Source organism: Rhizobium sp. 42MFCr.1 (assembly GCF_000377185.1).
Taxonomy (GTDB): domain Bacteria; phylum Pseudomonadota; class Alphaproteobacteria; order Rhizobiales; family Rhizobiaceae; genus Rhizobium; species Rhizobium altiplani.
Window position 1 is genome coordinate 37,337 of sequence record NZ_KB897847.1, and the last position, 25,822, is coordinate 63,158.

29 protein-coding genes are annotated in these 25,822 nt (G+C 61.0%); 12 read left to right on the top strand and 17 right to left on the bottom strand.

The window, feature by feature from the left end; translation table 11 throughout:
* Positions 1–66 precede the first annotated feature (66 nt).
* Complete coding sequence (locus tag C934_RS0123325) at positions 67–870, top strand: endonuclease/exonuclease/phosphatase family protein (RefSeq protein WP_018859004.1); 804 nt, start codon at positions 67–69, stop codon at positions 868–870.
* 66 nt (positions 871–936) lie between these two features.
* Here the strand turns inward: C934_RS0123325 and fdhA are convergent, their stop codons facing one another.
* Complete coding sequence (gene fdhA / locus C934_RS0123330) at positions 937–2,127, bottom strand: formaldehyde dehydrogenase, glutathione-independent (protein ID WP_018859005.1); 1,191 nt, start codon at positions 2,125–2,127, stop codon at positions 937–939.
* Positions 2,128–2,385: 258 nt separating this feature from the next.
* Between fdhA and C934_RS0123335 the strand changes: the two genes are divergently transcribed.
* Positions 2,386–2,694 carry a Dabb family protein gene (locus C934_RS0123335; RefSeq protein WP_018859006.1) on the top strand — a complete coding sequence of 103 codons (309 nt, stop codon included), beginning with the start codon at positions 2,386–2,388 and terminating at the stop codon, positions 2,692–2,694.
* Positions 2,695–2,731: 37 nt separating this feature from the next.
* Here the strand turns inward: C934_RS0123335 and C934_RS0123340 are convergent, their stop codons facing one another.
* The 6 genes from C934_RS0123340 to C934_RS0123365 form a co-directional block, all read right to left on the bottom strand.
* Positions 2,732–3,631, bottom strand: coding sequence for a metal ABC transporter substrate-binding protein (locus tag C934_RS0123340; RefSeq protein ID WP_018859007.1), 900 nt, complete (start codon positions 3,629–3,631; stop codon positions 2,732–2,734).
* 16 nt (positions 3,632–3,647) lie between these two features.
* Complete coding sequence (locus C934_RS0123345) at positions 3,648–4,520, bottom strand: metal ABC transporter permease (protein WP_018859008.1); 873 nt, start codon at positions 4,518–4,520, stop codon at positions 3,648–3,650.
* Positions 4,517–5,257, bottom strand: a complete 741-nt coding sequence (locus tag C934_RS0123350) for a metal ABC transporter ATP-binding protein (RefSeq protein WP_018859009.1) — start codon at positions 5,255–5,257, stop codon at positions 4,517–4,519. The genes C934_RS0123345 and C934_RS0123350 overlap by 4 nt, the downstream gene beginning before the upstream one ends.
* Positions 5,254–5,382, bottom strand: coding sequence for a hypothetical protein (locus C934_RS36225; protein ID WP_272481253.1), 129 nt, complete (start codon positions 5,380–5,382; stop codon positions 5,254–5,256). Before C934_RS36225 ends, C934_RS0123350 begins: the two co-directional genes overlap by 4 nt.
* Before the next feature lie 135 nt (positions 5,383–5,517).
* A complete protein-coding gene (locus tag C934_RS0123360; RefSeq protein ID WP_018859011.1) occupies positions 5,518–6,003 on the bottom strand; it encodes a peroxiredoxin in 486 nt (161 codons plus the stop codon).
* A gap of 62 nt (positions 6,004–6,065) precedes the next feature.
* The gene (locus C934_RS0123365) at positions 6,066–6,902 is read right to left on the bottom strand and encodes a protein-disulfide reductase DsbD domain-containing protein (protein WP_018859012.1); all 837 of its coding nucleotides are present in this window, start codon (positions 6,900–6,902) and stop codon (positions 6,066–6,068) included.
* A 140-nt stretch (positions 6,903–7,042) separates the two neighbouring features.
* On the opposite strand from C934_RS0123365, the gene C934_RS0123370 reads away from it, so the two are divergent.
* Together C934_RS0123370 and C934_RS0123375 are read left to right on the top strand one after the other, a co-directional pair.
* The gene (locus C934_RS0123370) at positions 7,043–7,642 is read left to right on the top strand and encodes a YqgE/AlgH family protein (protein ID WP_018859013.1); all 600 of its coding nucleotides are present in this window, start codon (positions 7,043–7,045) and stop codon (positions 7,640–7,642) included.
* Between the two features lie 156 nt (positions 7,643–7,798).
* Positions 7,799–8,866 carry a zinc-binding metallopeptidase family protein gene (locus tag C934_RS0123375; protein WP_026372015.1) on the top strand — a complete coding sequence of 356 codons (1,068 nt, stop codon included), beginning with the start codon at positions 7,799–7,801 and terminating at the stop codon, positions 8,864–8,866.
* Positions 8,867–8,895: 29 nt separating this feature from the next.
* Here the strand turns inward: C934_RS0123375 and C934_RS0123380 are convergent, their stop codons facing one another.
* Genes C934_RS0123380 through thrC form a run of 4 tightly spaced genes read right to left on the bottom strand, consistent with a single transcriptional unit; the run spans position 8,896 to position 15,165 of the window.
* Positions 8,896–11,808 (bottom strand): EAL domain-containing protein, encoded by a 2,913-nt coding sequence (locus C934_RS0123380; protein WP_018859015.1) that lies wholly within the window; start codon positions 11,806–11,808, stop codon positions 8,896–8,898.
* Positions 11,805–12,419, bottom strand: coding sequence for a GNAT family N-acetyltransferase (locus C934_RS0123385; RefSeq protein WP_018859016.1), 615 nt, complete (start codon positions 12,417–12,419; stop codon positions 11,805–11,807). Before C934_RS0123385 ends, C934_RS0123380 begins: the two co-directional genes overlap by 4 nt.
* A gap of 29 nt (positions 12,420–12,448) precedes the next feature.
* A complete protein-coding gene (locus C934_RS0123390; protein ID WP_025661111.1) occupies positions 12,449–13,747 on the bottom strand; it encodes a M16 family metallopeptidase in 1,299 nt (432 codons plus the stop codon).
* 26 nt (positions 13,748–13,773) lie between these two features.
* On the bottom strand, positions 13,774–15,165 hold the full coding sequence (gene thrC, locus C934_RS0123395) for a threonine synthase (protein ID WP_018859018.1): 1,392 nt from the start codon (positions 15,163–15,165) through the stop codon (positions 13,774–13,776).
* 237 nt (positions 15,166–15,402) lie between these two features.
* On the opposite strand from thrC, the gene C934_RS0123400 reads away from it, so the two are divergent.
* Both C934_RS0123400 and C934_RS0123405 read left to right on the top strand, forming a co-directional pair.
* A complete protein-coding gene (locus C934_RS0123400; protein WP_025661113.1) occupies positions 15,403–16,047 on the top strand; it encodes a hypothetical protein in 645 nt (214 codons plus the stop codon).
* Positions 16,048–16,096: 49 nt separating this feature from the next.
* Entirely contained in the window at positions 16,097–17,017 is a 921-nt protein-coding gene (locus tag C934_RS0123405; protein WP_018859020.1) for a diacylglycerol/lipid kinase family protein, read from the top strand.
* 43 nt (positions 17,018–17,060) lie between these two features.
* On the opposite strand, the gene C934_RS0123410 is transcribed toward C934_RS0123405, so the two are convergent.
* The 3 genes from C934_RS0123410 to C934_RS0123420 form a co-directional block, all read right to left on the bottom strand.
* Complete coding sequence (locus C934_RS0123410) at positions 17,061–17,942, bottom strand: MBL fold metallo-hydrolase (protein WP_018859021.1); 882 nt, start codon at positions 17,940–17,942, stop codon at positions 17,061–17,063.
* 190 nt (positions 17,943–18,132) lie between these two features.
* Complete coding sequence (locus C934_RS0123415; protein ID WP_018859022.1) at positions 18,133–18,822, bottom strand: HAD family hydrolase; 690 nt, start codon at positions 18,820–18,822, stop codon at positions 18,133–18,135.
* Positions 18,823–18,942: 120 nt separating this feature from the next.
* Complete coding sequence (locus C934_RS0123420; protein WP_018859023.1) at positions 18,943–19,629, bottom strand: ArsR/SmtB family transcription factor; 687 nt, start codon at positions 19,627–19,629, stop codon at positions 18,943–18,945.
* A 72-nt stretch (positions 19,630–19,701) separates the two neighbouring features.
* On the opposite strand from C934_RS0123420, the gene C934_RS0123425 reads away from it, so the two are divergent.
* The 4 genes from C934_RS0123425 to C934_RS0123440 all read left to right on the top strand — a co-directional run bounded on the left by C934_RS0123425 (position 19,702) and on the right by C934_RS0123440 (position 22,318).
* Entirely contained in the window at positions 19,702–20,031 is a 330-nt protein-coding gene (locus tag C934_RS0123425; protein ID WP_018859024.1) for an NIPSNAP family protein, read from the top strand.
* Positions 20,028–20,381 (top strand): antibiotic biosynthesis monooxygenase family protein, encoded by a 354-nt coding sequence (locus C934_RS0123430; protein WP_018116426.1) that lies wholly within the window; start codon positions 20,028–20,030, stop codon positions 20,379–20,381. Before C934_RS0123425 ends, C934_RS0123430 begins: the two co-directional genes overlap by 4 nt.
* Before the next feature lie 161 nt (positions 20,382–20,542).
* On the top strand, positions 20,543–21,673 hold the full coding sequence (locus tag C934_RS0123435; protein ID WP_016553038.1) for a site-specific DNA-methyltransferase: 1,131 nt from the start codon (positions 20,543–20,545) through the stop codon (positions 21,671–21,673).
* 177 nt (positions 21,674–21,850) lie between these two features.
* A complete protein-coding gene (locus tag C934_RS0123440; protein WP_018859025.1) occupies positions 21,851–22,318 on the top strand; it encodes a DUF6790 family protein in 468 nt (155 codons plus the stop codon).
* On the opposite strand, the gene C934_RS0123445 is transcribed toward C934_RS0123440, so the two are convergent.
* From C934_RS0123445 to mutY, 3 genes are read right to left on the bottom strand one after another with little or no spacing between them, the layout of a single operon-like run.
* Positions 22,306–22,671, bottom strand: coding sequence for a nuclear transport factor 2 family protein (locus C934_RS0123445; protein WP_018859026.1), 366 nt, complete (start codon positions 22,669–22,671; stop codon positions 22,306–22,308). The genes C934_RS0123440 and C934_RS0123445 overlap by 13 nt on opposite strands.
* Before the next feature lie 2 nt (positions 22,672–22,673).
* A complete protein-coding gene (locus C934_RS0123450) occupies positions 22,674–23,282 on the bottom strand; it encodes an HAD family hydrolase (protein WP_018859027.1) in 609 nt (202 codons plus the stop codon).
* A gap of 3 nt (positions 23,283–23,285) precedes the next feature.
* On the bottom strand, positions 23,286–24,377 hold the full coding sequence (gene mutY, locus C934_RS0123455) for an A/G-specific adenine glycosylase (protein WP_026372017.1): 1,092 nt from the start codon (positions 24,375–24,377) through the stop codon (positions 23,286–23,288).
* Between the two features lie 97 nt (positions 24,378–24,474).
* Between mutY and C934_RS0123460 the strand changes: the two genes are divergently transcribed.
* Both C934_RS0123460 and C934_RS0123465 read left to right on the top strand, forming a co-directional pair.
* On the top strand, positions 24,475–24,963 hold the full coding sequence (locus C934_RS0123460; protein WP_018859029.1) for a DUF721 domain-containing protein: 489 nt from the start codon (positions 24,475–24,477) through the stop codon (positions 24,961–24,963).
* A gap of 160 nt (positions 24,964–25,123) precedes the next feature.
* Entirely contained in the window at positions 25,124–25,816 is a 693-nt protein-coding gene (locus C934_RS0123465) for a DsbA family protein (protein ID WP_026372018.1), read from the top strand.
* The last annotated feature ends 6 nt before the right edge of the window (positions 25,817–25,822 follow it).

The following is a 25,822-nucleotide window of genomic DNA, read 5'->3' on the forward strand; positions in this document are numbered from 1 at the left end:
ACAAGGACATCGCGCGTTTCCCTGAATCTGCAAGGAAACGTTTGGCGTAGATCGGGGAGGGGTGTGATGCGGATTGTCTCGCTGAATGCATGGGGCGGAAAGCTGCATGCGCCGCTCATTCCCTACCTCGCCGAGATCGACGCCGATGTTCTCTGCCTGCAGGAAATCACGCGCTCGGTAACCGTTTCCAGTGACTGGCTGGTCTACCGCGACCGCAGTCATATCCTGCCGCAACGCGCCAATCTGTTTGCCGAGATCAAGGCGATCCTTCCCGCCCATGATGCCCTCTACGCGCCGACCGCAAGGGGCGAACTTTTCGAAGGCGAGACCTCTGTCGTGTCGGAATTCGGGCTTGCAACCTTCGTGCGCCAATCGCATCCGGTCATTGGCCAGGCGATGGACTTCGTACACGGCGACTTCTCGAGCGATGGCTATGGCGCACACCCCCGCGCGTGCAACGCGCAGTGCCTTCGCCTGTTCGATTATCGCGCCAATCGTCCGATTACCATCGCCCAACTGCATGGCCTACGCGACCTTGCCGGCAAGGGCGACACGCCAGCGCGTCGCGGCCAGGCGGATGTCTTGGTCGCTCTCATCCGCCGCATATGGCGCGAGGGCGAGCCGCTCGTCGTCTGCGGCGACTTCAATGTGCTTCCTGACAGCCTCATGTTCGACGCGCTTGCCGAACTCGGTCTCACCGACCTCGTGACCTCGCGCGGCCATAAGGATACTCGAACCTCGCACTACACCAAGGAAGGCCGCTACGCCGACTACATGTTGGTCACGGCAAATGTTGACGTCGTGGGGTTCGACGTCGTTGAACAGCCCGAGGTGTCCGACCATCGGGCTCTCTTGCTGGATATCGCGTAGGAATTTTGGGGTGGCGCAACGGATGCGGAATGCACCCGCTGCGCCGAGCCTCGGGAGGCTTGTTGATTACGCCGCCTTGGCGACTTCGCCGTGCGGGTCGAGCACGAACTTCATCGCAGCACCATGGTCGAAGCTTTCGTAGCCCTGTACCGCATCTTCAAGCGGGATGACTTTGGCGTTGACGATATCGGCGATCGGCAACCGGTCATGCAGGATCGCCTGCATGAGCTGGCGGTTATACTTCAGCACCGGCGTCTGGCCCGTATGGAAGGACTGCGCCTTTGCCCAGCCGAGGCCGAAGCGGAGCGACAGGTTGCCGTGCTTGGCGGCGTTGTCGACGGCGCCCGGATCTTCGGTCACGTAGAGGCCGGGAATGCCGATCGAGCCGGCCGCGCGGGTGATTTCCATCATCTGGTTCAGAACGATCGCCGGTTGCTCGCCGCCCGAATGCCCGCGTGCCTCGAAGCCGACGGCGTCGATGGCGCTGTCCACTTCGTTAGTGCCGGTCACCTGCGCGATCATGTCGCCGAGCCGGTCGCTCTTCGACAGGTCGATCGGCTCGAAGCCGACCTTGGCGGCATGGGCAAGGCGATCCTTGTTGAAGTCGCCGATCATCACGACGGCAGCCCCGAGGATGCGGGCGGATGCAGCCGCCGCAAGCCCGACCGGACCGGCGCCGGCGACATAGACGGTGGATCCGACGCCGACACCGGCGCGCACCGCACCGTGGAAACCGGTCGGCAGGATGTCGGAGAGCATGGTCAGATCGCGGATCTTTTCCATCGCGCGGTCGCGGTTCGGGAATTTCAAGAGATTGAAATCGGCATACGGAATGGTCACGTAGCGGGCCTGCCCGCCGATCCAGCCGCCCATGTCGACGTAGCCGTAGGCGCCGCCGGCGCGCGACGGGTTGACCGTCAGGCAGACGCCCGTGTCCTGCGATTTGCAGCAGCGGCAGCGGCCGCAGGCGACGTTGAACGGAACGGAGACGAGATCACCGATCTGCAGCATCTCGACATCGACACCCTTCTCGATCACCTCGCCGGTGATTTCGTGGCCGAGAACAAGGCCCGGCATCGCGGTAGTGCGGCCGCGAACCATATGCTGGTCCGATCCGCAGATGTTGGTGGAGATCACTTTCAGGATGACACCGTGCTCGATCTTGCGGCCATCGGGTGCCTCAAGTTTCGGATCGTCGATGTCGTGGATTTCGACCTTGCCGGGCCGCATGTAGACGACGCCTCGGTTCTTGCTCATTTCCATCTCCTCCGTTGAAAATGCTGCCTCGTGCGGGGCTCCTCTTCCCCGCGCACTGGATACCGACAGATTAGACGAGAATGTAGGATGCGCCGTTCCGTTTACGACGGTTTAGGGCGTCGAATTGGTCACGTCTCGCACGCCGGTCTTGCCGTGGCCATTCAGATGGGGATCTCTGCAAAACGGCACATCCTTGTCACTTGCCCCCGCGACGTTTCTCCTTATGCTCGCCTGAAAACGGATCCGGGAGGTCACCACATGATCCTGCACTGCGTGCTGATGCGGCTTAAGGCTGCCATGACAGGGGAAGAGAAGCAGTCCTTGTTTGACGCGATCGTCGCATTGAAGCAGGTGATCCCCGGCATCATCGACATCAAGTATGGCCCGAATGTCTCGCCCGAGGGGCTACATGCGGGCTACGTCGATGGTTTTGCCGTCACCTTTGAAAGCGCGGAAGCGCGCGACGTCTACCTCGTGCATCCCGAGCACGTCGGCGTCGGCGAGCGCATCGTGTCCTCGACCGACGGCGGCTTGGGCGGCCTGATCGTCTTCGATCTCAACTATTGAGGCCGGGCCGCGCCTTGGCGCGACCCAGCCGTCGCCGTCAGCTAGCTTTCGCCATCGCCGCCACGAGCTGGTCGACGTTGTAACGCAACATCTTCTCGTAGGTCGGAGCCGGCCCCTTGGTGTCGGAAAGAGACTCGACGTAAAGCTCGCCGCCGGGCTCTGCCCCCGTCGCCTTCGCGATCTGCCTGACGAGGCGCGGATCGTTGGAATTCTCGATGAAGTACGTCTTCACGTGCTCGGCCTTGATCTGCTCGATCAGCTTGGCGACATCGGCGGCGGAGGCTTCGCTCTCTGTCGAGACGCCGACCGGAGCGAGGAACTGCACGCCATATTCACGGCCGAAATAACCGAAGGCGTCGTGGCTGGTCAGGACCTTGCGATGGTCCTCAGGGATTTTGGCAAGCTCCGAGTGCGCGTAGGCATCGAGCGCATCAAGCTTCTTCAAATAGACTTCGGCGTTGGTCTTGAACGCCGCAGCATCGGCCGGCGCGGCCTTCGCAAGCGCCCCTTCGATGTTGGCGACCCAGACCTTGACGTTGACCGGGCTGTTCCAGACATGCGGGTCGGTGACCGTCTGCCCATCCTCTTCCATGGTGCGGAACTTGATCCCTTCCGAGACGACGACCGGTTTGCCCTTGTAGCCCGAGGCGCTGATCAGGCGGTCCATCCAACCCTCCAGACCGTCACCGCTGACGAAGGCAACCTGTGCAGCGTTGAGGTTCTTCGCGTCGCTTGGTGATGGTTCAAACTCATGGGGGTCGCCGTTCGGGCCGACGAGGCTTGTGACCGTGACGCGGTCGCCGCCGATCTGGCGGACGACGTCGGCAAGCACGGTGAACGATGCGACCACCTTGAGGGTTGCGGCAGAAGCCGACGTCGTCGAAAGCGCGACGAGTGCGGGAAGCATCATTGAGAAAAGCAGTCTGCGGGAAATCATTGGGGGTCTCCGGTTGTCAGCCCTTCAGATGCGGGCGAGGAAGATACCGCCGGGCAAGGCCCGACGGGGCAAGGAAGATCGAAATGGCGTAAAGCAGCGCCGCCGTCATGATGATCGTCGGTCCGGAGGCGAGTTCGAGATGGTAGGAGGCGATGAGCCCGAGATAGCCGGAGGCTGTGGCACTCGCCGCCGCGATTGCCATCATCGACGGGAGGCTAGGCGACCAGAGCTGAGCGATAGCGGCCGGCAGCATCATAAGGCCGACCGCCATCAACGTTCCCAGGGCCAGGAAGCTCGCGACCAGATTGAGTACGACCAGCAGCAGGAAGATAAAGTGATAGATCGGTCCGCGTCCGCCGATGGCTCGGAGAAAGCCGGGATCGAAGCATTCCGCGACCAGCGGCCGGTAGATGATCGCAAGCGTTGCCAGCGTCGCCGTGCTGATCGCGCCGATCTCGTAAAGGGCGGATGCATCGATCGCGAGGATGGTGCCGAAGAGAACGTGCAACAGGTCGATATTCGAACCGCGCAGCGAAACGATGAGCACGCCGAGCGCCAGCGAGGAGAGGTAGAAGCTGGCGAAGCTCGCATCCTCCTGTAAGGAGGTCGCGCGGCTGACCATGCCCGACAAAAGTGCAACTGAAAGCCCGGCAACGAGCCCGCCCAATCCCATTGCCGTAAGCGAGAGCGAACCGGCAATAAGATAGCCGATGGCGGCGCCGGGGAGAACGGCATGGCTCATGGCATCGCCGACGAGGCTCATTCGCCGCAGCATCAGGAACACACCGATCGGCCCGGAGCCAAGCCCCAGGCACAGGCAGGCGACGAGCGCGCGGCGCATGAAGCCATAATCCGCGAAGGGCGCGAGGAGGAGATCGTAGGCGGTCATCTGGCGGGCTCGCAAATGCCGGCGCTCTCGTCCCATCGCTCGGCCATCGCCCGCGCTTTGCGAAGGTTCGCCTCGGACATGACATCCGCCGTTGCGCCCCAGCCGATGACGTCGCGCGCAAGCAGGAGTGTCTGCGGAAAGTGGGCGCGGACCTGCGCGAAATCGTGAAGGACAGCAAGCACCGTTCGGCCTTCGCCATGCCAGTTGGCAACGATATCCAGAAGATCCCGCGTGGTGCGGCCATCGATAGCCGTGAACGGCTCGTCGAGAAGGATGACATTCGCATCCTGCAGCAGCAGCCTTGCAAAGAGCACGCGCTGAAACTGGCCAGCCGACAGCGATCCGATGCCGCGCCGTTCGAAGCCTCCCAGCCCAACTGCCTCCAGTGCGTCGTGCGCTTTCTGCCACTCCGCTGATGCAATGTGCCCTAAGGCCCCAGACTGTCGCCAGGCTCCCAGCAGAACCGTGTCGAGTACCGAGATAGGAAAGCGGCGGTTGATGTTGGCTGCCTGTGGCAGATAGCCGAAATCCGTGCTCTTCAGCCGGTGCCTTATCATGCCGGAGGAGGGACGGAGTTCTCCGATAATCGCCTTCAGCAGGCTCGATTTGCCGGCTCCGTTTGGGCCGGCGATCGCCGTCAGGCTTCCGGCCGCGATGGTTCCGGTCACATGATGCACGGCTGGATGCCGCTGATAGGCGACCGTCAGATCTTCAAGCTCGATCGCAATGGCGCTCATGGCAGCAGCGTCGCCCAATGGATTGCCGCCCAGAGCGGGATGCCGATCAAGGCAACATAGAAGACGCGACGGCCGGCAGAGAGCGCCATCAGGCCTGAAGAATGTCGAAGCTCCCAAAAAGTCATAGCAACACCAAAATGTAATAACATTACAGTTATGTTATAACAAATGAGGCAAAAAAGTGGCGTGCTGTGAACTTTGACGACGAAACACAAAAGCGGCCGCATGGGCCGCTTTCAGTTTGGGTGAGGCTCGAAGCCTTACAGCTGTTCCAGCATCCTGGCGGCGCCGGAAACCGTAGCCTGACCTGGGCTTTCTTCGACGTTCAGTGATTTCACGACGCCGTCTTCGACGAGCATCGAGTAACGCTTCGAGCGAACGCCGAGACCGCCTGCCGAGAGATCGGTGTCGAGGCCAAGCGCCTTGGTAAAGCCCGCGTCCCAGTCGGCGAGGAAGTGGATCTTGCCCATGCCGCCGGAAGACTGGGCCCAGGCACCCATCACGTGCCAATCGTTGACGGCGACGACGGCGATGTCATCGACGCCTTTGGAAAGGATGGTGTCGCGGTTCTCGAGATAACCCGGCAGGTGGTTCAGCGAGCAGGTGGGCGTGAACGCACCGGGGACCGCAAAGAGAACAACGCGCTTGCCGTTGAAAAGCTGCTCCGTCGAAATTTCGACCGGGCCATCCGACGTCTTTTCCTTGAAAGTGGCCGCAGGAAGCTTGTCGCCGATTGCGATGGTCATGGACGTCTCCTTGTCATATGGCGGCACTAATGCCGCGATTTTGGCGCGACTATAGAACGCGATCACTCAAAGGCAAGCGGTGTCTCGATGGCGCGCGAGCCGTCGATGACAAGAGCACTCCATGTCTTTCCGCTGAGGTCATATGCCTTGGGAAGCTTGTCCACGGACAGCGTCGTCGTGAAGTTGCGACCGTCGCGATGGGTTGCCGTCTGTTTGGTAAAGACGCGCCCGCTCGGGCCTGTGACGATCACCTCAGGCGCGCTCTCGCCACTCTCCGGCAGGGTAATGCTGAGGGAAAGTTGCTTCATGTCGGCCGACAGCGCGTGGTCGTCGACTTTGAATGCGGAGGAGGCGGCTTGTGGCAAGGCTGCCTCGGCATCCCTGAGAATAGCCTCTTCGGCCGGCCGCGACTGGGCCAATGGTTTAAAGGTCAGCGATAGCTCTGCCTGGAAGGGGATGCAGATTTCCTCGCAGATGCCGATAAAGGCGTTTGCCTTGAGCTCATGAAGAGCAGGGTCTTTCGCCGTCAGTTGCAGCGGGAAGGTGACAGGCGCGTCGTAGGCAACCTCATCGATCTTGTCGGCGACAATGTGCTTTGGGACGGGGTAGCTCATCTTGTCGAGCGACACGCCTTCGGAGGAGAGAGTGACTTGAGGCGGGATGCCGCTGTTGCCCGGTTCGCGCCAATAGGTGATCCAGCCTGGCTTCGGCTCGATCTGCAATCCGGCGCGAATATTTCCGTTTGCATCGGGCGGAAGCGCGATCAGGCGCATCCGACCGCCCTCGTTGTCGGCCCAGGCGCTCATCTCCGCCCTGGCGGGCTGAGAAAACTGCAGCACGGCGACGAACAGGCACAGGGCGGAACCGCATTGGCGGATGGTGAGTGAAATAGTCTGCATGGATCAATGATGTATTGAAAATCCCTATGCTCGGCTAGAACTCGCGTACATTTAAGTTTTCATTTTCAGTTGATTGATCCGTGACATTGGCTCATGCTCATGGTGTCGGGGCCTAGCGCGGTCTGGCAGAAGGAGGAGTGATGTCCTTGGCGACCGTGAAAAACAAAAGAGAACGCGGCTTCTTCGATGGCCAGTTTCTCATTGCCATGCCGGGCATGGAGGATCGCAATTTCGCCCGCACGGTGATCTACATCTGCGCCCATTCGGATGCCGGCGCGATGGGGTTCGTGATCAACCGCCCGCAAGAGCTGACCTTTACTGACGTTCTCCTGCATCTCGAAATGATCAAGGACGAAGAAGCTATCCTCCTTCCTCAGCATGATTGCCCGATCCAGACGGGTGGGCCCGTGGAAAGCGGCCGCGGCTTCGTGCTGCACTCCGATGACTATCTCTGCGAATCCAGCATTCCCGTCAGTGACGATATCTGCATGACGGCAACGCTCGACATCATCCGCGCCATTTCCAATGGCAAGGGACCGAAGCGGGCGACCATGCTGCTCGGCTATGCCGGCTGGGGTGCGGGACAGCTGGAAGCCGAAGTCGGCAACAATGGCTGGCTCACATGCGCGGCGAATGAGGAGCTGATCTTCGATCGCAGCCTCGACGACAAGTACGAGCGAGCACTGGCCGCAATGGGTATCAATGCCGCCATGCTTTCAGCCGAAGCCGGCCACGCCTGATCGGCGGAACGATCTGCAAAAAAAGCGCGTTCTCTGCTGGCGCGGGCAATAAGGCCCAGTCAGGAGAAGCAGGTTGATGGAAACCACGAACCGGAAATTGCCCGCCGTCCATGTTGCACGATGGGTTTTTGATCCCTATCCCGAGGGAGGCGCGCGTTGAGGCTCTTTGTATGTGACAACTGCGAACAGGTTGTTCATTTCGACAATCGCCAGTGTGTTCGGTGCGGTCATCGCCTTGGCTTCGTGTCGAATAGTCTGCGCATGCATGCAGTTCAGCAGCAGGACGGCGATGTCTGGCAATACGTGGCTCAGCCGGATCTGGTGCGCTTCTGTGCCAATGCCGGCCTCGACGTCTGCAACTGGCTGGTGGAGGACGGAGACGCGGGGGATTACTGCGTCGCCTGCCGGCATAACAGGCTTGTGCCGAATTCAGCGACGCAGGATGGCGTCGATCGGTGGCGCCGCATCAGCCAGGCACAGCGGCACCTCTTCTACTCCCTCTTGCGTTGGCGGCTGCCGCACCCGGACCGCACGCAGGATCCCGTAGGCGGCCTGGTTTTCGACTTCCTCGAAGACACCGTCAAGGAAGACGGCAGCGTCGTGCCAGCGATGACGGGACACGAGGAGGGCCTTATCGCAATTCGGGCCGCCGAGGCCGACGACGTCACGCGCGAACAGGCTCGCACCTCGATGAACGAACCTTACCGGACGCTGCTCGGTCATTTCCGCCACGAGACGGGTCATTTCATCTGGAACCGCCTCGTGCGCGATAGGAACGCCTTCGATGGATTCCGAGCGGTGTTCGGCGATGAGCGCAAAGACTACAGCGAAGCCCTTGCACGGCACTACGCGAATGGCGCTCCGCCCGGCTGGCAAGAGAGTTTCGTCAGTGCTTATGCCAGCGTTCATCCCTGGGAGGACTTCGCTGAGTGTTTTGCTCATTACCTTCACATTGTCGATACCTTGGAGACCGCTCGCGCCTTCGGCGTTGCAATTGATCCCCGCGGTCACGAAGAGATGGCGGCCGAGGTGGATTTCGACCCCTACAGGGCAGCAAGTGCCGATCAGCTTGTCGACGAGTGGGTGCCGCTCAGCGTTGCGATCAACTCGATACAGCGCAGCATGGGACAGCCCGATTCCTATCCGTTCGTGCTCTCAGCGCCGGTGGTCACCAAGCTTGAATACATGCATCAGCTGATAGCGGGAGCCGCTGCGCCGCAATAGGGAGCGGCATAGCTTGGGTCGCGGGTCGGCTAGGCGCGCTTCGTCAGCGGGAACCGCTCCTTCAGCAGCCGCAAGACGGACTCCGATGCCATCGGCGGTCCGAACAGATAGCTTTGCCCGAAGGTGCAGCCCATCTTGGCGAGTTCCATCGCATCCTCGTTGGACTCGATCCCCTCGGCAACGACCTTCATATCCAGTTCGCGCGCCATGGCGATCACGGAGCGAATCACGGTCGCCTTCTTGTCGCTAGTGTCGCACACCATCGTCTTGTCGAGCTTGATCGTGTCGAACGGGAAGCGCGTCAGATAGGCAAGCGACGAATAGCCGGATCCGAAATCATCCAGAGCAAGGCCAAGGCCCATTTCGCGCAGCTTCTCGAGAACGAGGCGCGCCTGTTCCGGGTTCTCCATGACCATGGATTCCGTCAGCTCGAGTTTCAGGCGTGACGGATCGCAATGGGTCTTCGCCAGCACCGAGCGCACATCGTCGAAAAGCTCGTTGTTAAGCAGCTGCGCACTGGAGAGGTTGATCGAGACGAAGATCGGCAGTTCGCCCGTCTGGTTCTCCCAGCCCATCAGGTCGTTCGTCGCCTGCTCCAGCGCAAAGCGGCCGAGCATGTCGATAATGTCGGATGCCTCCGCGATCGGTATGAACTCCGAAGGCGGAATGCCGCCGCGTTTCGGATGCTCCCATCGCATCAAAGCTTCGAAGCCGGCGATCTCCACGTCTTCAAGCCCTGCGATCGGCTGGTAGACCATCGACAGTTCCTTGCGCTCGATGGCGCGGCGCAGGTCGGATTCGAGCTGCAGCCGGTCGGCGCCGAAATCGCGGAAGGCGGGCTGGAACGGCTCGACGCGATTGCCGCCGGCGCGCTTTGCCCGGTACATCGCGAGCTCCGCGTCGCTGAGCATACCCGCAGCACTTTCCTGCTGATCGACGAAGGAGGCCAGCCCGATCGACGCCGTCAGGATGATCTCGCGATTGGAGAAGTTGATCGGCACCATGATCGCCTTGCTGATCGCATCGGCAAAATCGGCCACCTTCGTCGGATCGCGTTCGGACGTCAGGATGAGACCGAACTGATCGCCGGAGAGGCGCGCGAGCGTATCCTGCGGCTTGAGGAGGCGGCGCAGGCGGCGCGTGAGCGCGATCAGGATATTGTCGCCGGCGGCGATCCCGAGCGTATCGTTCACCAGCTTATAGCGGTCGATATCGATCACCATCACCGTCGGGCGCAGCGTCTCGCCACCGGGCGCCAATGCCAGCACGGCCTGCAGGCGATCGAGGAACAGCTGGCGGTTCGGCAAGCCGGTCAGGTTGTCGTGCAGTGCGTCGTGGAGCAGCCGCTCGACGGAGTTCTTCTGTTCGGTGACGTCGATTATGGTGCCTACGCAGCGGATGATCTCACCGTTCGAGCCAAGCACAGGCCGCGCGCGGATGAGAAGCCAGTGGAAATGACCGTCTTCCGCGCGGATGCGGAACTCGTGGTTTAGTCGCCCGCGGCGATGTTCAAGGAGCACATCAAGCGTCGCGCGGAAGCGGTCGCGATCGTCGGGATGCAGCCGCGGCAGCCAATTGCGCGCGGCGCCATGCATAGCGCCGGGCGGGAGGCCGAGCTTGACGGAGACATCGGGTATCGTGACGATACGATCGCGCGCCACATCCCAGTCCCAAACCGTATCACCCGAGCCCGTTAGAGCCAGCGATTGACGCTCGAGATCGGAAAACAGCCCTTGCTGGAACGCGCCGCCAGCAAAGGCGTGCTGCATCACGGTAAAGCCGATCAGCAGGACGATGAGAACAAGGCCGCCGCCGAGTGCGGGCTGGATGATGTCGTTATCGAGCCGGCCGGTAATCGTCAGCCATGCACCGAAGATCCAGACAAGGATCAAGGCCCAGGCCGGGACCAGCAGGATCGCGCGGTCATAGCGGTTGAGCCCGAGGTAGACGATCAGCAGAAGGCCCAACGTCGCGGTCAGCGCGAAGGAGAGGCGCGCGATGCCTGCGGCAATTGCCGGGTCGTAGATCGCGACGCCGAAAAGCAACGCCAGGCCGAGCACCCAGGCGAGCGTCACGTAGCCGAGGTGCGTGTGCCACCGGTTGAGGTTGAGATAGGTGAACAGAAAGATGACGAAGCTGGAGGCAAGGGCGACTTCCGCACAGGCGCGCCATATTCGCTGGTCGGTCGACGCAATGCTGATCAGTTTACCGAGAAAGCCGAAGTCGACGCAAATGTAGCCGAGGACGGCCCAGGCGAGTGCCGCGGTTGCCGGCAGCATCGACGTGCCCTTGACGACGAAAAGGATAGTCAGGAACACCGCCAGTAGGCCGGCAATGCCGAGCACGATGCCGCGATAGAGCGTGAACGCGTTGATCGTGTCCTTGTAGGCGTCGGGTTCCCAGAGGTAGATCTGCGGCAGCTCCGGCGTCGTCAGCTCAGCAACGAAGGTGATGACGGCGCCGGGGTTGAGCGTGATGCGAAACACGTCCGCCTCGTCGCTCGGCTGCCGGTCGAGCGCAAAGCCTTCGCTCGGCGTAATGGCGATAACGCGCTGCGAACCGAGGTCCGGCCAGAAAAGCTTGGAATTCACGAGGCGGAAGTGGGGGGCCACGATCACGCGCTCAAGCTGCTCGTCGGAGACGTTGGCAAGCGCGAAGACGGCCCAGTCGCCCTGGTGGTTGTCGGAGCTGGCACGTACCTCAATACGGCGACGGATACCGTCGGCACCGGCAGCGGTCGAGACCTGAAAGGCTTCGCCCTGGTTGGCGTAGATCTCCGTCGTGGCAGTCAGGTCGAGTGCCGTGTCGTCGCGGGAAATCTTGACCGGTTCGGCGGCCTGAACGTGGCCAGCCACTAGCAGGATGGCTGACAGCAAGAGAGCTGCGATCACCGCGATCGATCGCCTGGCCGGTGATGAGAGCAGCATGCGGTTGTTGGTCATCGGCTGTCGGTTATCCTGCCTTTATCCGTGTCGGTGGCGAGCAATGAGAACATTACATGGTCGTGCCAATGACCGTTGATTTTCAAGTATCCGCGCAGATAGCCTTCCCGCTGAAACCCGGCTTTTTCAAGCAGGCGGATGCTCCGAGCATTGTCTGGAATACAGGCTGCTTCGATACGGTGCAACTCAAGCCCTGCGAAGATGTAGGGTATAACCAATTGAAGTGCGGCGAACATATGACCCTGACCGGCATAAGCCTCGCCCATCCAGTAGCCGATCATGCAGCTTTGTGCCGCCCCGCGCCTGATGTAGCCGATCGTGATGCCGCCGAGCAGCGTCATGCCCTGTTTGTGAAACAGAAGGAGCGGAATGGCCTGGCCGGAAGCGTACTCCTGCTTGCCGCGGATGACACGGGCGCGATAGGAGCCCTCCGTCAGCTCGTCGCGGCGCCATGTCGGCTCCCACGGTTCCAAGAACTGCCGGCTCGCCGCCCGCAGCTTGTGCCACTGGTTGAAATCCTGGTAGCGCGGCAGGCGCAGCACATAGTGCTCGTTCTCGAGCTCGACCCAATCCGGCTGCCGCGACAGAAACCGAAAAACCGATTTTGGCATCGATCACTCCCGGCAGGATGGATCTGGGATCAGACGAGGGCTTGCTTGCCCTGGTGATCGGGCGAGGAAAGAGACGCTGTAATATCCTCCATCGGGGCCAGATGTTCGAGCGGTCCAATGGCCGAGAGCGTCGGCACGGTATCGAAGAACAGGCGTCCCGCAAGATCCGTAAGGCGCTCGACCGTGATCCCCTCGAGGCGTTCCATCATCTCCTGGTTGGAGATGGGGCGGCCGTAGAGCATCATCTGCCTTGCGATCTGGCCGGCGCGGGCGGCGGGGCTTTCCTGGCCCATCAGCAGCTGGGCGCGGATCTGGGCGCGGGCGCGTTCGATTTCCTTCTGTTCGATCGTCGCCGCCGACTTGTGTAGTTCGTTAATGATAACAGGCACCAGCTCCGGCAGGTTCTCGCCACCGGTGGCGGCATGGATGCCGAAGATCCCGGTATCGGAGAAACCCCAGTGGAAGGCGTAGATGGAATAGCAGAGGCCGCGGATCTCGCGCACCTCCTGGAACAGCCGGGATGACATGCCGCCGCCGAGGATGTTGGCGAGGATCTGCGAACAGTAGAAGTCGCGGGCGTGATAGGCCTTGCCTTCGAAGCCGAGCAGGATCTGCGCATCCATCAGGTCGCGCGTCTCGCGGATATTGCCGCCGATGTATTTTGCAGGCTCCATGACGGGCGTCGCCGATGGCGAGGTGGGAAGGCTCGCGAAGCGCTCCTCGACCATGCGAGCGAACTCGTCGTGCCGGACGGCGCCGGTCGCAACGACGAACATCCGGTCGGTCGTGTAATTGCGGCTGAGATAGCCGCGGATCTGCTGCGGCGTGAACGACACCACGGTCTGCGGCGTGCCGAGGATCGCCCGGCCGAGGGTCTGGTCGCGATAGGCGGTCTCGGAAAACTTGTCGAAAACGACGTCGTCAGGCGTGTCGTTTGCCGCGTTGATTTCCTGCAGGATGACCTGTTTCTCACGCTCGAGTTCTTCCTCCTCGAAGGCGGACTCCGTCAGGATATCGGCCAGAATGTCGACAGCGAGCGGGACATGATCCTTAAGCACGCGGGCATAGTAGGAGGTCGTTTCGGTGGATGTTGCGGCATTGACCTCGCCGCCGACATCCTCGATTTCTTCAGCGATTTCGCGCGCGCTGCGGCGTGCCGTGCCCTTGAAGGCCATGTGCTCGAGCAGGTGAGCGATGCCATGCTCGTCTGTCGTCTCGTTGCGCGATCCTGATTTGATCCAAACTCCCAGCGCAACGCTTTCCAGATGCGGCATGGTCTGTGTGACTACTGTCAGCCCGGATTTGAGCCGGGTGCACTCAACTGTCATTGGCTATCTTTCTGCGCCTGCGTTACTTAGGCCCGAGTATGCTCGCCGATGAAGGTCTCAATGGCTTTGAGCTCAGGCTTCACAATCTGAAAGCGCTCCTCCTTGTGCATCAGATCAGCAAGCCACGTCGGAAGCGCGGGGTCAATACCGGAGGCCGATTTTACGGCGGCGGGGAATTTTGCCGGGTGTGCGGTGGCAAGCGTCACCATCGGCGCGTTCGGCTTCTCGTGTTTACCTGCAACGAAGACGCCGATTGCCGAATGCGGATCGAGAAGATAGCCGGTGTCGGCATGGGTTTTCTTGATCGTCAGGGCGACCTGCTTTTCGCTGGCGCGCCCGGCGCGGAAGTCCTTTTTGATGAAGGCGAGGGCGTCCTTTGCAATCTCGAAGCCGTTGGACTGCTTGAGGCTGTTCATCGCCGCGCGAACCTTCGATGCGTCGCGATCATAGGCCTCGAACAGCAGCCGCTCGAAGTTCGAGGAGATCTGGATGTCCATCGACGGCGAAGTCGTCGCTTTCACGGTTTTCATCTCGTAGCGGCCGGTCTTGAGCGAGCGGTCGAGGATATCATTCTCGTTGGTGGCGACCACCAGCTTGCCGATCGGCAGGCCCATGCGCTTGGCGCAGTAACCGGCAAAGATGTCGCCGAAATTGCCCGTCGGCACGGTAAACGAAATCTTACGGTCCGGTCCGCCAAGCGCGATCGACGTCGTGAAGTAGTAGACGATCTGGGCCATGATGCGGGCCCAGTTGATCGAGTTGACGCCGGAGAGTTTAACGCGGTCGCGGAAAGGTGCATCGTTGAACATTGCTTTGACGAGGTTCTGGCAGTCGTCGAAATTGCCTTCGACGGCAAGCGCGTGAACGTTGGAGGCCGTGGAGGTCGTCATCTGGCGCTGCTGCACCGGCGAGACCTTGCCGTTCGGGAAGAGGATGAATATGTCGGTGCGTACGCGACCGGCAAATGCGTCGATCGCCGCGCCGCCAGTGTCGCCGGAGGTGGCGCCGACAATGGTCGCGCGCTCGCCACGCTTCTCCAGGGCATGGTCCATCAGCCGGGCAAGCAGCTGCATCGCGACATCCTTGAACGCCAGCGTCGTGCCGTGGAACAGCTCCATGACGAAGCTGTTCGGGCCGGTCTGGACGAGCGGGGCGATCGCAGGGTGACGGAAGGTACCATAAGCCTCGTCGATCATGGAGCGGAACGTCTCGTCGGGAATCTCGCCGTTGGTGAAAGGCGAAAGGATCGTAAAGGCGACCTCCTGGTAGCTCTTGCCCCGAAGCGCGCGGATTTCCTTTTTCGTGAAATGCGGCCACTTACGCGGCACGTAGAGACCGCCGTCGCGCGCCAGGCCGGCCAGCAAAGCATCACAAAAACCGAGGGGAGGGGCTTCGCCGCGGGTCGAGATATAATCCACTGTCGTCATCCTTGATGTGCCGGCCGGAGGAAATCCGGGTTGGAGGGGAAGTCTGCCTGTCGCCGCATCTCGCTTGCCCTGCCGGCGGTGGCCCGCGATCCCGAAATGTGCATCAAAACGGTTCTTACCCAATCGATTTTTGTTTGCGCCGCTGATATAGACCATCGCAAACTGTCACGAAAGGCCTGCCATCAAGTGATTGGGCCTGCCAAAAAACTTTGTGAAGAGGGTGGAATAATCGTGCTTGGCAAGGTCTCGCGTCTCATCGTTTCGGCTTCTTTTGCGGCAATTCTTGCCGGCTGCAACTCGCTCGGTGTGGGCGGGGGAGACAGCGCAACAGCACCGGCCCAGCCGAATGGCAATGCGCAGATCATGCCGATGGCGCCGGCCAATCCCTCGTCCAATAACGCATCGATCGGCACCGCCAAGACCGCGTCGGGCAACACTGCCCCTGTCGTCCAGGGAGCATGCCCGCAGATCTTCATGAAGGACAAGGACGCGATCTTCCGCACCTATGCCGGCGGCGCCAAGACCGGCGATGCGGACAAACTCGCCTTCCAGGCATCGATCGGTGACTATACGCGCCAGTGCAGCCTGAACGATGCAAACCTGACGATGACTGTTGTCGCCCAGCTTCGGGTTCTCGCCGGCCCGAACGGTTCGCCCGGTAAGGTCACGCTCCCGGTTCGCATCACGGTCTTTGACGGCGAGGATGCGCTTTATTCCGAAGTAACGAATTTCCCGGTCGAGGTCGGCTCCGGAGCCACCCAGGCGCTGTTCCGCAAGGACGGTATCAAGCTTCCGGTCGGTTCCGGCTCAATGGTGCGCGTGAACATCGGTTTCGACCAGGGGCCGGTTTCGACGAAAAAGAAGAAGGCCTGAGGAACGTTTCCGTATCGCTAAGCTGATCGGCGCGGGGAGAGCAGATCGCTTGAAAATCGGCATCGTATTGAATCCGGCGTCGGGTCGACGTGGAAAGAAGCTGTTCTGGTCGGCGCTGCGGCGCGCCATAGAGGCGAGATTTACCAATCTCAGCCTGCGTGAAACCAAGGGGCACGGCGATGCCGAACGGTTCGGGCGCGAACTGGCGGATGACGGCGCCGATCTGGTGATCGCCGTCGGTGGCGACGGGACGATCGGCGAAGTGGCCGGCGGCATTTTGAAGTCGCATCGGCCGGGCACGGCCTTCTCCTTTATTGCAACCGGCACCGGATGCGACTTCGCCCGCAATTTTCCGTTGTCACGCGATCCTGCTACGATCGCCAACCGCCTGACCTCTCCAACGGTACGGCAGATCGATGCCGGATTGCTCACCTGCGACGACGAGGATGGGGACACCGTCAGCCGCCACTTCGCCAACATCGCGAGCTTCGGCGTTTCCGGTCACATCGTGCAGGCAGTCAACGAGGCGCCCAAGGGCAGGCGTCTGCCGGGACCGATGGTCTTCTTCTTCCACAGCCTGCTTCAAATCCTGCGTTACACGCCACGCGACATCCGTCTCAGGCTGGACGGCGAGGATATCTATGAAGGGCCGATCACCGCGGTTGCCGTTGCCAACGGCGCATGGTTCGGCGGCGGCATGAAGGTCGCTCCGGATGCCGATGTTGCCGATGGCCTGTTCGACGTAATCATCATCCGCGGCGCCGGCAGGCTGAAGGTCCTGACGCTGATGAACAGCATCTACAGCGGCGGTCATCTGAAAAGCCCGCTCGTCAGCATCCATCGCGCAAGGCTCGTCGAGGCTTGGCCGATCGGCAGGGAGCCGGTGCCGATCGACAGCGACGGCGAAGCCCCTGGGCAGCTTCCGGCGCGCTTCGAGATTATGGTCGGTGCGCTAAGCCTGAAAATCTAGCAATTGCAGGATAACAAAGGGACGATCGGCAAGGCCGTGGCTCTCATGCGACGTTCAACCCTTCCAGGCGTGCTTGAATCATCGCCCCGAGATTGGTTTCGTGAAACGTCTCGTAGAATGCCACCGCTTCCGGCGACATGTCGGCCGGGATGGCCACGAAATCCTGAAGTCGAAGGCTCACCAATTTTCCCAATTCCGGGTCTGCGAGTTCAGTCGCGCTTAGGTTTTCGACCCGGGCCGCCAGTGCTCGGAAATAAGACAGGTTGTCGTCAACAGTGGACGGCGAGATCGTCCCTCCATGTGCGGGGATGACGAACTTGGGGTGCAAGTCGCGGATCCGTTCGAGCGATGAACAGATCAGCCGAAGGTCGTCGGAGCTTTTACTCCAGACCTCCGGAATGGGCGTCTCGACGGCGTCGACAGCCAGGCAGACACGGATCTCCGGAATCCAGATGGCAACATGGTCAGGCGTGTGCCCCGGTGTGTGGATGAGCTCCAGAGTGAGGTCGCCGCCATGAAGGGCCATCGAATCTGAAAAGGTGATATCGGGCGCGATGAGTTCGACGTTTCGGAACCGCGGCTCCTCACGCATCTTCTCGTCCAGAACTTGACAGCAGGAAGTGTCGCTCAGACGTGCACGCGCAGCCGTGTGGGCAATGATCGGGGCCTTGCCGGCAATCGCGGCGTTGCCCCAGAAGTGATCCCAGTCCATGTGGGAATTGACAACGATGAGAGGACGAGCGCGCATGTCGTCGTCAAGCAACTCCAATGCCATCCGGCATAACTCAGGCGTTCCGAGAGTGTCGACGAGGACGTTGAATCTCTCTGTGCGGACGAAGACGGCGTCAACCTCTTCGCCCGCCCTGAGGATGGAAATCCGATCGTCGAGTTCGGGATGGGTGCACAATTCCACGGAAATAGTCATGCGAGACAACCAGCATTCAGACACAGACAAGTACTTTGATAGCTGAATGAGTTCGTTTTGTCGCGGTGCTATGCGGGGCCCCCGGTCCCCATAGCAAGATCGGTCGCAGAGTTTCGACTCTGCGACCGATCTTGGAGCTGAACTTCAAATGAGGACTGTTCCGGCGGCTGCTGCTCGAGAGTAACCGGAGTTACACTGCGCCTTCCCACTCGGCGAGCGCGGCGACGACGCCGGGCAGATCGTTCATGCGGGAGATGACGGTTTCAGCGCCGGCATCGGTCAGCTTGTCGGCATGTGACGGATAGGTGTGCGAGGCACCGGTAAAGCCGATGACTCGCATGCCTGCTGCGCGTGCGGCGTGGATGCCGTGAACGGAGTCTTCAACCACAACAACACGCTCGGTCGAAACGCCCATCTGCTTGGCGCCGTGCAGGAAGATATCCGGCTTCGGCTTCACGCGATCGGCCCCGAGATCCTTTGCCGAGAAGATGTGGGGCGCGAAGAGGCGCTTCAGGCCAACTTTGCCAAGCATCATGTCGAGGCGCGCGGTGCTGGAGTTGGAGCAGATGCAGCGCTTCAGATTCAGACGCGAAAGAGCGGCTTCGACGCCCGCTATCGCCTGCACGTCTTGCTCCAGGCGCATATCGAGGAGCTTCTCGGACTTGTCGAGCAGCGAGGCTGATATCGGGATGCTGGCCTCGCGCTCGACCTGGAAGAGAATATTCTGCCACGTCATGCCGGCGAAGCGTTCGCCCATTTCCTCGATGCTGATCGGATAGCCTGCTTCGGTGAGAAGCTTGGATTCGACATCCGCAGCGATGATTTCCGAATCGACCAGAACGCCGTCGCAGTCGAAGATAATGAGGTCGAAGCCTTCCATTTACTCACGCCTTGTTTGGGATGATGCCCCTTTACACGATGCCTCGCAGAAGCTCAACCGACAGCGGGGCATGGCTGGATTGCGTGTCGCGGGCGGCTTCGATTTTACGGGTGTTCGCGGCTATTTGGTGGCTGGAAACAGTGCAAGAAACTGCCGTTCGCCTTCCGGGGAAAAGACCACGGAGCGGCTTTCCGCCGTGCGGCGGGCCCAGCCCTTCTCGAGGAAATTCGAAAGCAGGGCCTTGCCGAGGCTGCCGGCGAGGTGCGCCCGCCGTTCACTCCAATCCAGACAGGAGCGGCAGAGCGGCCGACGCGACGATTTCAGGGCGTGGACGTCGATTCCGATAGTTTTGAGCTCGGTTTCGCCGCTCTCCGTCAGGGCAAGACCGTCGCCCATGGCATCGATCGCTCCCTTGGCAATCAGGCTGTCGAGCATGCGAACGCCGTAGTCGCCGGCGAGGTGATCGTAGCAGATGCGGGCCTTGCGCAATGCCGGTTCCTTTGGCCCTGGCTTATGGCGCAGATGGCCGCGCCCTGACGCAAAGCCCATGATGCTCTCCAGGAACTTGCCGACGCTGTCATCCGCCAGCGTGAAATAGCGATGGCGGCCCTGTTTGCGCTGCACGAGCAGATTGCCCGCTTCCAGCTTGGCAAGGTGCGTGCTCGCCGTCTGCACGGTAACACCGCCCGCCGCTGCAAGCTCGGTCGCCGTCAGCGCCTTGCCGCCCATCAATGCAGTCAGCATGTTGGCGCGGGCGGGGTCGCCGATCAGTGCGCCGATCTGAGCTATATCAGGTCCTTCCTTCATACTTCGATCATAACCGAAGCATCGTCGTCGGACAATGTGCGAAAACTATCTCCAGACAACAAGGAGACCACGATGATTACTTGCTTCATCCGCTACGAGATCGATCCGTTCAAGAAGGAAGCCTTTGCCGAGTATGCCCGCAACTGGGGCCAGGCGATCCCGCGCAACGGTGCAGACCTGATCGGCTATTTCGCACCGCATGAGGGTTCGGCCACGACGGCTTACGGCGTGTACAATATCGAAAGCCTCGTCGCCTACGAGGCCTATCGCGCCCGTCTTGCCGCCGATACGCTCGGCAAGGAAAACTACGAGTTCGCCAAACGCGAACGTTTCATTCTCAAGGAAGATCGTATCTTCCTCAAAAACACTTCCCTTCCTCATGCAAAGCTGGTGATGCCATGATCGCTGTTATCTTCGAAGTCCTGCCCTTCATGGGCGAACGCCACACCTATCTCGATCTCGCCGGCGAGCTTCGCGGTGAACTGGAAAAGATCGACGGCTTCATCTCGATCGAGCGCTTCGAAAGCCTCACCAATCGTGGCAAGCTGCTTTCGCTTTCCTTCTGGCGTGACGAGGAGGCTGTGAAGACGTGGAGAAACCTGGAGGCGCACCGCGCCGCCCAGCACGCCGGCCGCAACGGCGTCTTCGCGGACTATCGGCTGCGCATCGGCCACATCGTCCGCGACTACGGCATGAATGACCGCGGCGAAGCGCCGGCGGATAGCCGCAAGGTGCACGACGTGGCGGCCTAACGAGAGCAGCCGTAAGGGCAGGGGCCGCTGCCCAACTCCTTCGGCGCCAAAGCGCCTGCGACTTATTTTCCCGAAATCGCTCATGCCTTCAGGCTTTGGTAACCAAACTGAGTAACCATAACAGACAGTAAAAAGCGTAATGTGTATGAGCGAGTTTCCAGATGGCGTCAGTATTTCCGCTTGCCGATCTCAAGGCCTCCGCAAAGCCGGACTCCTGGATCGACACGATCATCAAGGGCGATTGCGTTGCTGCCCTTGAAGCCCTGCCGAACCACTCCGTAGACGTAATTTTCGCCGATCCGCCGTACAATCTGCAGCTTGGCGGCACGCTGCATCGTCCCGATCAATCGCTGGTCGATGCCGTCGATGACGAGTGGGATCAGTTCGCGTCGTTCGAAGCCTATGACGCCTTCACCCGCGCCTGGCTGCTCGCGTGCCGCCGAGTCCTGAAGCCGACGGGCACGATCTGGGTGATCGGCTCCTATCACAATATCTTCCGCGTCGGCGCCACGCTGCAGGATCTGAACTTCTGGATCCTGAACGACATCGTTTGGCGCAAGACCAACCCGATGCCGAACTTCAAGGGCCGTCGTTTCCAGAACGCGCACGAGACGATGATCTGGGCGAGCCCGAACGCCAAGGCCAAGGGTTACACCTTCAACTACGACGCCATGAAGGCTGCCAACGACGACGTGCAGATGCGTTCCGACTGGCTGTTTCCGATCTGCAGCGGCAACGAGCGCCTGAAGGGCGACGACGGCAAGAAGGTGCACCCGACGCAGAAGCCGGAAGCGCTGCTTGCCCGCGTCATCATGGCTTCCTCGAAGCCCGGTGACATCATCCTTGACCCGTTCTTCGGCTCGGGCACGACGGGCGCCGTCGCCAAGCGCCTCGGCCGCCACTTCGTCGGCATCGAGCGCGAGCAGGACTACATCGACGCGGCCTCCGCCCGCATCGAAGCGGTGGAGCCGCTGGGCAAGGCTGAACTCACCGTCATGACCGGCAAAAAGCAGGAAGTCCGCGTGGCGTTCAACGTGCTGGTCGAAAGCGGCCTGATCAAGCCCGGCCAGGTGCTGACTGATGCGCGCCGTCGCTACAGTGCGATCGTTCGTGCTGACGGCACGGTCGCCTCCGGTGGCGAGGCCGGCTCCATTCATCGCCTTGGGGCAAAGGTTCAGGGCCTTGATGCATGCAACGGATGGACATTCTGGCACTTCGACGACGGGCAGTCCCTGCGCCCGATCGACGAATTGCGGTCCGTGATCCGCAGTGATCTGGCAAAGGCGGAATGACGCGCGCCTCGACCTGATCGAGACTCCCTTCTTCCGGTGTTTTGTACCTCCAGTTACGGAAGAAGGCCTGGCGCCCGGGATCAACACCCCGGGCGCTCTTCATTTTGGCTCGCGCGGCAGCGCAATTCCGTGTCATGTATCGGCGGCTGATGATCCGAAAGAGGCAAGGACCCCGCCATGTATCTTGCGATCATACTGTTGCTGATGCTTGTCCTGCCGCTGGGTTCGGTTGCCGCCGAAGCCCATTGGAGCGCGGACGCCAACGTCGTCTTCCTCGTCGGGAAATGGTTCGTCTTTTGGGGCGTCGGCCTGCGACTGCTCGTGGCAAGCCTGAAGCAGATCATCAACCCGGCCTTCACTGCGGAGACGATCTTCGGTGTCACCGATCACAAGGCGCAGGCATTGGTGCAGGAGATCGGCTTCGGCAATCTCTCGATCGGCATGCTTGGCATATTCAGCCTCTTCGAGCCGCGGTGGATTGTCCCGGCAGCGATCACCGCCTGCCTTTTCTACGGGCTCGCCGGTCTGAAGCATCTTCTCGAGCGGCCGAAAAACAGGTCGAGGAAGATCGCGATGTTCTCCGACCTGTGGCTCTTCTTCGTGCTCGCTTTTTATCTTTCCGCAGCGTTCTTTCAAAACGCCTGATAGTCCGTTACCTGGACGTGAGTGACACGACCGTCGTCGTTGAAGGTGATCGTCTCTTCGCCTTCCCGGACGAGTGGCTTGCCCGTCTTGCTGTGCGTTGCGCGAACGGACCACACGGCGCGGCCGGCATTCGGGCTGACCTTCTCGACCAGCGTGTTGATTGCCGTCTGGTCCGGGTAGTCCTCGAAATACTTGCGGAAGGCGACCATGATCTCAGCCCGCCCCGACAGGCTTCCGACCCCGTTCGAGACATAGGTCGCGTCGTCCGCGAAATAGTCCTCGATCATATCGAAGTCGAGCGCGTTGATCGCGCCGTGAAAACGTTTGATTTCCTCAACCGGATCGAATGCCATCGTCAGAGCCTCACGCCGCGCGCTGCAAGATCGGCGCGCAGCTTGTCGGCGCCGGTGAAGAGAACCGCATCCCAGCCGGCCGCCTTGGCGCCATCGACGTTGGGGGCGGAGTCATCGATGAAGATTGTCGCCGCCGGATTGAGGCCGAAGCTCTTGGCGTGTGTTTCGTAGATCGCAATGTCGGGCTTGATGAGACCGACGTCGCCGGAAACGGTAACGCCGCGCGGCTTCGTCAGGAACGGAAAGCGGACCTGCGCTTCGCGGAAGGTGTCGGAAGCGAAGTTCGTCAGCATCGTCACGTCCTGGCCATCGGCAATCAGGCCTTCCATGATGGTGACGCTGTCGTCGTAGGAGTGGGGGACCATCTCGTGCCAGTATTTGCGGAAGGCCCGGATATGCTCCTCGCGATCCGGATGAACCTCGATCAGCAGGGCTTCAGCTTCCTCCCAGGTGCGGCCGCGATCCTGCTCGACGTTCCAGTCATGAGTGCAGACATTCTCGAAAAACCACTTGCGTTCGGCCTCATCGGGAATGAGGCGGCTGAACGGAATATTCGGATCGTAATGGATGAGAACTTTTCCGATGTCGAAAACAATATGGTCGATGGGCATCGATTAATCCTTGGCATGTTTGAACGCGAGCGGGATAGCCGCGGTGATTGCTTTTTTCATGACGGTCGGCAGTGCCTGCGAGTCTAGATTTGTAACCGGCTCCCACCAACCGTTATCCACTTGAATTCGCGAGGGGATCGCGACGCGGTAGATCGAGAGCCTGAGCTCGAAATGGGTGAAGACGTGGGTGACGGTCCCGCAAGGCTCCCAGGCAGCCGGGAAAGGCGCAGCATCGGCCGAGCTTTCCCCGTCCTGCCGCGCCGTCCAATTGGTCGTCGGCACTTCCGTCATGCCGCCGAGCAGGCCGCTCTCGATGCGCCGCCGCAACATGAGGTCGCCATCCGCCGTGACCGCGATAAAGGCTGCGCCCTGACGGATCGGCTTTTCCTTCGTGGCTGCCTTGACCGGAAAGCGCTCGGGATCGTGCAGGCGCAGCGCCTCGCAGGATCCCCTGAAGGGACAGAGCGAACAGGCGGGCCGCTTCGGCGTACAGATCGTGGCGCCGAGATCCATCATTGCCTGCGCAAAGTCGCCGGGCCGATCCTGCGGCGTCAGCAGAGCCACCTTCTGTTTCATCAATGGTTTGGCAGCGGGTAGGGGCGTAGCGATCGCGTAAAGGCGCGAGATCACCCGCTCGACGTTGCCATCCATCACGGCTGCCTGCCGGTTGAAGGCTATCGCCGCCACCGCGGCCGCCGTATAGTCCCCGATGCCGGGAAGCGACTTCAGCCCCTCCTCGGTATCTGGAAAGATGCCGTTATGATCGGACGCGACGGCCTCCGCGCATTTCTTGAGGTTGCGGGCGCGGGCGTAGTATCCAAGCCCGGCCCAGGCCGCCATAACGTCTTCGCTGGCGGCATCGGCGAGGTCACGCACGCTCGGCCAGCGTGCCAGGAAATTGGCGAAGTAGGGTTTCACCGCCGGCACCGTCGTCTGCTGCAGCATCACCTCGGAAAGCCAGACGTGATAGGGATCGGCCTTGATGCCGCGCGCCGCCATCGGCGGCGAGACGCGCCATGGCAGATCGCGATGGTGGCGGTCGTACCAGTCGAGAAGGGGCTTGGCGGCAGGCGCGTCCAGTGTCGTCGATGTCATCATTTGCCGTCGTGAGGGGAAGTGCCCTATACTTGGCGAAGCAATGCCGCGCGATCAAGGCAGTGGTGCCTGAACGCAGGGCGATCTGAAGGTTTCGATGAGTTATCCACGCAAAGGTGAAAAGCAGATCTCCGAATTGGCCAACGGGCTGATCGATCCCGTGCTGGCGCGCCGTGCCGGAATCAACACTGCGCTGCTTGGCTCGTGGGATGAAATCGCCGGTGCGGAGTTCGCCGATTGCACGCGTCCGGAAAAGATCGCCTGGGCGCGCGGCAACGACGAGGGCAGCTTTCGGCCCGGTGTGCTCACGATTGCCTGCGAGGGCGCCCGCGCGCTGTTCCTGACCCATGCGCAAGGCGAGTTGATCCAGCGCGTCAACAGCTTCTTCGGATTTGCCGCCGTCCACCAGATCCGTATCGTCCAGAAACCCGTCTATCCGGCGGTGAAGCGCTCCCGCACGCCTCCTCCCTTGAAGGGGGCGGCTGCGGCAAAGCTGGAGGATATGATGGAGGGGATCGAGGGCGATAAGCTGCGCGAAGCCGTGAAGCGGCTCGGCACGGCCGTGCTGGGCAAGCGCGGTCGCTAACGCCTTGCAAGTGTTGGCGCGGCAATTCTGTCCGCAATTTAATCGGGCTGTCCAACCAAGGTCACAATTCTTTGAAGAAAGTTCGCGAGCCGTGTCTTGTTCAGGACTTCGAGGCGCTATATCGGACTCACAGCCATTACTCTCATTTATGGGGACCTTCATGCCGATTTCTGAAATGCAACTGACGAAACGCCAGCTTCTGGGCGGCGTGGCTGCCGCGACCGCGACCCTGGCGGTTTTCAGTAGCGCGCATGCCGCTGTCGAAGTGCCTCAGCCCGATGGCGAGGTCGACATGGCCGCCGTGCTGAAGCCGGGCCCGCTGCCGGAAATGGTGCTTGGCAAGGAAGACGCCCCGGTAACGATCGTCGAATACATGTCGATGACCTGCCCGCACTGCGCTCACTTCCACACGACGACCTTCGACGCGATCAGGAAGAAGTATGTCGACACCGGTAAGGTCCGCTTCATGATCCGCGAATTCCCCTTTGATCCGCGCGCCGCTGCCGCCTTCATGCTGGCCCGCTGCAATCCGCAGAAGCCGGAAGAAATGAGCACGCCGGAACAGTATTTCGCGATGGTATCCATGCTCTTCAAGCAGCAGCAGACCTGGGCCGCTGCCGATGATGGCCGCGCTGCACTGCTGCAGATGGCCAAACTTGCTGGATTTACTGAGGATAGTTTCACGAAGTGCTTGACGAACCAGAAGCTGCTGGATGAAGTGAACGCAACGCGGGAACGAGGTTCCAAGGAGTTTGGCGTCAATGCCACGCCGACGTTCCTCATCAACGGCAAGCGCTTTTCTGGAGACATGACGGTTGACACCATGTCGGCCCTTATCGACAGCCTGCTCTAATCTGAA

What these genes read in the sequence shown, in the direction of transcription:
- C934_RS0123325 (WP_018859004.1), top strand. Translation starts at nt 67, where the DNA reads ATGCGGATTGTCTCGCTGAATGCATGGGGCGGAAAGCTGCATGCGCCG.
- fdhA (WP_018859005.1), bottom strand. Translation starts at nt 2,127, where the DNA reads ATGAGCAAGAACCGAGGCGTCGTCTACATGCGGCCCGGCAAGGTCGAA.
- C934_RS0123335 (WP_018859006.1), top strand. Translation starts at nt 2,386, where the DNA reads ATGATCCTGCACTGCGTGCTGATGCGGCTTAAGGCTGCCATGACAGGG.
- C934_RS0123340 (WP_018859007.1), bottom strand. Translation starts at nt 3,631, where the DNA reads ATGATTTCCCGCAGACTGCTTTTCTCAATGATGCTTCCCGCACTCGTC.
- C934_RS0123345 (WP_018859008.1), bottom strand. Translation starts at nt 4,520, where the DNA reads ATGACCGCCTACGATCTCCTCCTCGCGCCCTTCGCGGATTATGGCTTC.
- C934_RS0123350 (WP_018859009.1), bottom strand. Translation starts at nt 5,257, where the DNA reads ATGAGCGCCATTGCGATCGAGCTTGAAGATCTGACGGTCGCCTATCAG.
- C934_RS36225 (WP_272481253.1), bottom strand. Translation starts at nt 5,382, where the DNA reads ATGACTTTTTGGGAGCTTCGACATTCTTCAGGCCTGATGGCGCTCTCT.
- C934_RS0123360 (WP_018859011.1), bottom strand. Translation starts at nt 6,003, where the DNA reads ATGACCATCGCAATCGGCGACAAGCTTCCTGCGGCCACTTTCAAGGAA.
- C934_RS0123365 (WP_018859012.1), bottom strand. Translation starts at nt 6,902, where the DNA reads ATGCAGACTATTTCACTCACCATCCGCCAATGCGGTTCCGCCCTGTGC.
- C934_RS0123370 (WP_018859013.1), top strand. Translation starts at nt 7,043, where the DNA reads ATGTCCTTGGCGACCGTGAAAAACAAAAGAGAACGCGGCTTCTTCGAT.
- C934_RS0123380 (WP_018859015.1), bottom strand. Translation starts at nt 11,808, where the DNA reads ATGACCAACAACCGCATGCTGCTCTCATCACCGGCCAGGCGATCGATC.
- C934_RS0123385 (WP_018859016.1), bottom strand. Translation starts at nt 12,419, where the DNA reads ATGCCAAAATCGGTTTTTCGGTTTCTGTCGCGGCAGCCGGATTGGGTC.
- C934_RS0123390 (WP_025661111.1), bottom strand. Translation starts at nt 13,747, where the DNA reads ATGACAGTTGAGTGCACCCGGCTCAAATCCGGGCTGACAGTAGTCACA.
- C934_RS0123410 (WP_018859021.1), bottom strand. Translation starts at nt 17,942, where the DNA reads ATGACTATTTCCGTGGAATTGTGCACCCATCCCGAACTCGACGATCGG.
- C934_RS0123415 (WP_018859022.1), bottom strand. Translation starts at nt 18,822, where the DNA reads ATGGAAGGCTTCGACCTCATTATCTTCGACTGCGACGGCGTTCTGGTC.
- C934_RS0123420 (WP_018859023.1), bottom strand. Translation starts at nt 19,629, where the DNA reads ATGAAGGAAGGACCTGATATAGCTCAGATCGGCGCACTGATCGGCGAC.
- C934_RS0123425 (WP_018859024.1), top strand. Translation starts at nt 19,702, where the DNA reads ATGATTACTTGCTTCATCCGCTACGAGATCGATCCGTTCAAGAAGGAA.
- C934_RS0123430 (WP_018116426.1), top strand. Translation starts at nt 20,028, where the DNA reads ATGATCGCTGTTATCTTCGAAGTCCTGCCCTTCATGGGCGAACGCCAC.
- C934_RS0123435 (WP_016553038.1), top strand. Translation starts at nt 20,543, where the DNA reads ATGGCGTCAGTATTTCCGCTTGCCGATCTCAAGGCCTCCGCAAAGCCG.
- C934_RS0123440 (WP_018859025.1), top strand. Translation starts at nt 21,851, where the DNA reads ATGTATCTTGCGATCATACTGTTGCTGATGCTTGTCCTGCCGCTGGGT.
- C934_RS0123445 (WP_018859026.1), bottom strand. Translation starts at nt 22,671, where the DNA reads ATGGCATTCGATCCGGTTGAGGAAATCAAACGTTTTCACGGCGCGATC.
- C934_RS0123450 (WP_018859027.1), bottom strand. Translation starts at nt 23,282, where the DNA reads ATGCCCATCGACCATATTGTTTTCGACATCGGAAAAGTTCTCATCCAT.
- mutY (WP_026372017.1), bottom strand. Translation starts at nt 24,377, where the DNA reads ATGACATCGACGACACTGGACGCGCCTGCCGCCAAGCCCCTTCTCGAC.
- C934_RS0123460 (WP_018859029.1), top strand. Translation starts at nt 24,475, where the DNA reads ATGAGTTATCCACGCAAAGGTGAAAAGCAGATCTCCGAATTGGCCAAC.
- C934_RS0123465 (WP_026372018.1), top strand. Translation starts at nt 25,124, where the DNA reads ATGCCGATTTCTGAAATGCAACTGACGAAACGCCAGCTTCTGGGCGGC.